The organism is Siccirubricoccus deserti (genome assembly GCF_014283215.1).
In the GTDB taxonomy this organism is placed as follows: domain Bacteria; phylum Pseudomonadota; class Alphaproteobacteria; order Acetobacterales; family Acetobacteraceae; genus Siccirubricoccus; species Siccirubricoccus deserti.
The window spans coordinates 1-4,484 of record NZ_JACOMF010000146.1 but is presented as its reverse complement, the minus strand read 5'-3'; the positions used below and the strand labels follow the sequence as shown (position 1 = coordinate 4,484).

4 protein-coding genes and 1 pseudogene are annotated in these 4,484 nt (G+C 71.0%); 3 read left to right on the top strand and 2 right to left on the bottom strand.

Features of this window, described 5'->3' with window-relative positions; translation table 11 throughout:
* Nucleotides 1-132: pseudogene (locus H7965_RS32335) on the top strand (IS5 family transposase); the annotation flags it as partial.
* 75 nt (nucleotides 133-207) lie between these two features.
* Here H7965_RS32335 and H7965_RS28900 read toward each other — a convergent pair.
* Nucleotides 208-1,194: a Bug family tripartite tricarboxylate transporter substrate binding protein gene (locus H7965_RS28900; RefSeq protein WP_186773957.1), complete on the bottom strand. Its 987-nt coding sequence runs from the start codon at nucleotides 1,192-1,194 to the stop codon at nucleotides 208-210.
* 242 nt (nucleotides 1,195-1,436) lie between these two features.
* On the opposite strand from H7965_RS28900, the gene H7965_RS28895 reads away from it, so the two are divergent.
* Entirely contained in the window at nucleotides 1,437-2,141 is a 705-nt protein-coding gene (locus tag H7965_RS28895; protein WP_229682861.1) for an ABC transporter permease, read from the top strand.
* On the top strand, nucleotides 2,141-2,866 hold the full coding sequence (locus H7965_RS28890; RefSeq protein WP_186773956.1) for an ATP-binding cassette domain-containing protein: 726 nt from the start codon (nucleotides 2,141-2,143) through the stop codon (nucleotides 2,864-2,866). Before H7965_RS28895 ends, H7965_RS28890 begins: the two co-directional genes overlap by 1 nt.
* Before the next feature lie 45 nt (nucleotides 2,867-2,911).
* Here the strand turns inward: H7965_RS28890 and H7965_RS28885 are convergent, their stop codons facing one another.
* Nucleotides 2,912-3,931 (bottom strand): Bug family tripartite tricarboxylate transporter substrate binding protein, encoded by a 1,020-nt coding sequence (locus tag H7965_RS28885; protein WP_186773955.1) that lies wholly within the window; start codon nucleotides 3,929-3,931, stop codon nucleotides 2,912-2,914.
* Nucleotides 3,932-4,484 lie beyond the last annotated feature (553 nt).

Genomic DNA, 4,484 nt, shown 5'->3' with positions numbered 1-4,484 from the left:
ATCGGTTGGATCAGCCGCAACCGCCGCCTCGCCCGCGACTTCGAGCGACACTGCCGCATCGCCGCCGCCTTCGTCCGCATGGCAATGATCCGCATCATGCTCCGCCGGCTGGCCAGAAAGCCCTCAGCGTGAATCGAAACTTCCCGGATGGGCTCTTAGAGCGGATCGCGGCCAGGGATGAAGCCAGCTTCCGTTGGCCGCACCGCTTCACCCTGTGGAGTACAGGTCCAGCGCATCCGCCAACTCCTGCCACTGCGACAGGGTCCGCTGCACGGAGGCCCGGAAGGTCGGCGGATCCTCGTAGCCAGGCACGGTATCCATCGCCATCAGCCTGCGGACGAACTCCGGCGCCGTCACCACCCGGCGGAAGGCCGGGACCAGCCGGTCCGTCACCTCGGCCGGCACCCGCGCCGGGGCGAACAGCCCGTTGAAGCCGGAGAAGTCGAAGCGCCGCGAATAGCCCAGCTCGATCAGGGTCGGCACCCGGTCCGCCAGCGAGGGCACGCGGTCCGGCCCGCCGGTCGCCAGCGGCCGCAGCCGGCCGATCTTGAACATCTCCCCCGCCACGATGGTGCTGTGGAACCCGCCGTGGAAGCTGCCGGCGAGGATGTCCTGCAGCATCGGCGCCTCGCCGCGATAGGCCACCTGGGTCACGTTCAGCCTGGTCTCCTCCGCCAGCAGCACGGCGAAGGCATGGCCGGTGGAGCCGGGCCCGTAGTTGCCGAAGGCGAGCTGCCGGCCGCGTCCCCATTCGACGAACTCCGCCAGGGTCTTCACCTGCGCCGGCACGGCCGGTCCGACAGCGAAGGTGATGGCGGTGGTGCCGAGCCGGCCGATGTAGGCGAAGTCGTTGATCGGGTCGTAGGGGAAGCGCCGCAGCACCACCGGCGCCTGCACCAGCGTGGTGATGTTGAAGAGCAGCGTGTAGCCATCCGGTGGCGACTTCGCGACGACATCGGAGCCGATGAGGCCGGAACTGCCGCCGCGATTCTCGATGACGACGGGCTGGCCGAGCTCATTCTGCATCCCCTCCACCACCATGCGCGCCCAGGTGTCGGTGCCGCCTCCGGGCGGGTAGGGAACGATGACGCGTACCGGGCGGTCGGGGTAGCGCCCGGCGGCGGGCTGGGCCCGCGGGATGGACGGCACGGCGAGCATCCCGGCCGCGAGACCAGGCAGATGACGACGACGCATGGCTCCTCCCTAGGGGCAAGCCGTCAGGCAAAGCAGTCCTGGGGCTTGCCCTCGATGTCAGGCGGCCGGTCTGCGCCGGCCTGCCGCGGAGGGACGCTAGCAAGCCAGGGGCGGTTTGCGCGGCAAGAATCGGCGTCGTGGCCGCCGTCAAATTTCCGGCAGAATCCGGCAGGCGGTGACGGGCCTTGCCGGTTGACCACAGCAGGGCGGCGCCCGCTTCATGCAGCGGGCCGGAGAGAGCTGTGCAGGACCTTGGCGCTGCCTTCCACACCGCCTTGCAGCTGGTCGCCACGGGCGATCCGGCGATGCTGCGCATCGTCACGCTGTCGCTGCAGGTCAGCATTGCCGCGGTCGGCATCGCCGCGCTGCTAGGCCTGCCGCTCGGCGCGCTGCTGGCGGTGGCGCGCTTTCCTGGGCGGCAGGCGCTGATCATCGGGCTGAACGCGCTGATGGGGCTGCCGCCGGTGGTCGCCGGGCTGCTGGTCTATCTGCTGCTGTCGCGCAGCGGTCTGCTCGGCAGCCTCGGCCTGCTGTTCACCCCGGGCGCCATGGTGCTGGCCCAGGCGGTGCTGATCATGCCGATCCTCGCCGCGCTGTCGCGCCAGGTGCTGGAAGGGCTGTGGGAGGAATACGCCGAGCAGCTCCGCAGCTTCGGCGCCGGCCCGTGCCGGGCAGTGCCGACCCTGCTGTGGGACGGCCGCTTCGCCCTGCTGACCGTGCTGCTCGCAGGCTTCGGCCGGGCCAGCGCCGAGGTCGGCGCGGTGATGATCGTCGGCGGCAATATCGAGGGCTTCACGCGGATGATGACCACCGCCATCGCGCTGGAGACCAGCAAGGGCGACTTGCCTTTGGCCCTGGCGCTGGGGCTGGTGCTGATGGCGATCGTGCTCGGGGTGAATGCCGCGGCGCAGGGGTTGCGCGACGCCGCGGCGCGGTCTGCCGGCTGATGCGCGCCCCGGGCACCGGCCTGCCGCTGGTCGCCGAGCGGCTGCGCTATGCCGCCGGCGGCGTCACCATCCTGGATGGGGTCTCGCTGACGATCGAGGCCGGGCCGCCGACCTTGATCATTGGCCCCAACGGCGCCGGCAAATCGGTGCTGCTGCGGCTGCTGCACGGGCTGCTGCGGCCGGATACCGGGCATATCGCCTGGGGCGGTCCCGCGGCACCGCGCGGCGCCCCGAGGGGGGCAATGGTGTTCCAGCGGCCGGTGCTGCTGCGCCGCTCGGTCCGGGCCAATGTGCTCTATCCGCTCGGCCTCGCCGGGCTTGGCCGGGCGGAGCGGGCGCGCCGGGCGGATGCGGCGCTGGCCCTCGTCGGTCTGGCCGCGCTCGCCGACCGCCCGGCGCGGCGGCTGTCCGGCGGGGAGCAGCAGCGGTTGGCGCTGGCCCGCGCCCAGGCCCTGGCGCCGGAGCTGCTGTTCCTCGACGAGCCCTGCGCCAGCCTCGATCCCGCCGCGACCCGCGCGGTGGAGGAGATCGCCACCGCCATCGCCGCCGCGGGCACCAAGATCGTGATGACGACGCATGACCTCGGCCAGGCACGGCGGCTGGCCGGGGAGGTGGTGTTCCTGCATCGCGGCCGGGTGCTGGAGCAGGCGCCGGCTCAGCGGTTCTTCGCTGGCGCGGTAACGTCGGAGGCGGCGGATTTCCTGCGGGGGGCATTGGTCTGGTAACGGCAGGCGCAAGAGGGCGCTGCCCCTCTCGCGCTCATCCCGCTCCTACTCCTGTGGAATTCCCGCCTGCCGGATCAGCTCCCGCCAGACTGGCACCTCTCGTGCGATGCGCGTCGCCAGCGCCTCCGGTCCCTCTGGCCGCAGGGTGAAGCCGGCTGCTAGCAGCCGGTCGCGGGTGGTGGGGGCGGTGAGGACCGCCTTCACCTCCCGTGCCAGCCGCTCGACGATTGGCGCCGGCGTGCCGGCCGGTGCCAGCAGCCCCTGGAAGGTTTCGGAGACGAAGCCGGGGTAGCCTAGTTCCAGCATGGTCGGCACATCGGGCAGGTCGGGCCAACGGGCCTCCCCGGTCAGCGCCAGGGCCCGCAGCGCGCCAGCCTTGATCTGCGCATGCGCCGGCGGCAGCGCCGTCACCCCGACCGGCGTGGTGCCGCCGAGCAGCGACTGCACCGCCAGCGCCGCGCTGTTGTGCGGGATCTGCACGAAATCGATGCCGGTGCGCAGCCGCAGCAACTCCGCGGTCAGGTGTGGGGTGGAGCCGGTGCCGGGATTGGCGAAATTCAGCACGCCGGGCGTCGCCTTGGCCCGGGCCACCAGCTCGGCGATTGAGCCGATGCCGCTGTCCGGCCGGGCGAGGATCACATTGGGCGAGGCGCCCAGCTCGGTGATTGGGGCGAAGTCCCGCACCGGATCGTATCCCGGGTTGCGGAACAGGCTGGGGTTCACCACGAAGCCGGTGGAGGTGACCAGCAGCGTGTAGCCATCCGGCGCGCTGCGGGCGACATGGGCGACGCCGACATTGCCGCCGCCGCCCGGCCGGTTCTCCACCACCACCGGCTCGCCAAGTGCGCCGGTCAGGCCCTGGGACACCACGCGGGCCATGACGTCGGTCGGTCCGCCCGGGGCGAAAGGCACGACCAGGCGGAGGCTGCGGGCCGGCCAGGGCGGGGATGGTCCCTGCGCCCGGCCTTGGCCGGTCAGCGGCGCCGCCGCGGCAAGGCCAAGAAGAAGCCGGCGTCCGGCGCCGCCGCTGATGACGCCCGCCGGGCTGCCACTGCCTGTCGCCATGTCGCATTCCTCCCGCGCCGCCTGTGCCGGCTGCTGCGGCGGGAGCCTGACGGGCAAGGAAGATGGCCGTCAAGCCGTCGCAACCCAGAGGTGCGAGCGACTGGTCGGAGCAGCAGGATTGGGTGGCGCGGATATCTTGGCGGCCCATGCCGGTTCCCATGCTGGTGCCGGGTCGGGTGATGGCCGCGCCAGACAGAACCGGACAGGTTCTGGCGCAGGCAAGGCCGGAAGCGCAGCGGAACCACAGCAGGCTCGGGTCAGGCGCTCTTCAGACAGGCTGGGCCGCGCTGAAAAGCGCGCCAAGGCAGGGCTGCGCCGAAGCATTTCCCGGCCGCCACCGCGACTTCTCCAAGTTTGATTCAGTATCGTACACAACATGTGAAATAAAGAACACAACTCTGCGATTGCACTCTCTGGTTGTATGCCGCATACGCTCGCCACGACAGTGATCACAAAGTGGTGAATCACGCATTTGTGGAGAGCGAGAAGATGGTCTCGGCAGTCGGAACAACCTCGACGGATACCAGCGGCAACGCCTACCGCGTCGTCCTGT

Bases quoted from the DNA above. Each gene is read 5' to 3' on its own strand.
- H7965_RS28900 (WP_186773957.1), bottom strand. From the start codon at position 1,194: ATGCGTCGTCGTCATCTGCCTGGTCTCGCGGCCGGGATGCTCGCCGTG.
- H7965_RS28890 (WP_186773956.1), top strand. From the start codon at position 2,141: ATGCGCGCCCCGGGCACCGGCCTGCCGCTGGTCGCCGAGCGGCTGCGC.
- H7965_RS28885 (WP_186773955.1), bottom strand. From the start codon at position 3,931: ATGGCGACAGGCAGTGGCAGCCCGGCGGGCGTCATCAGCGGCGGCGCC.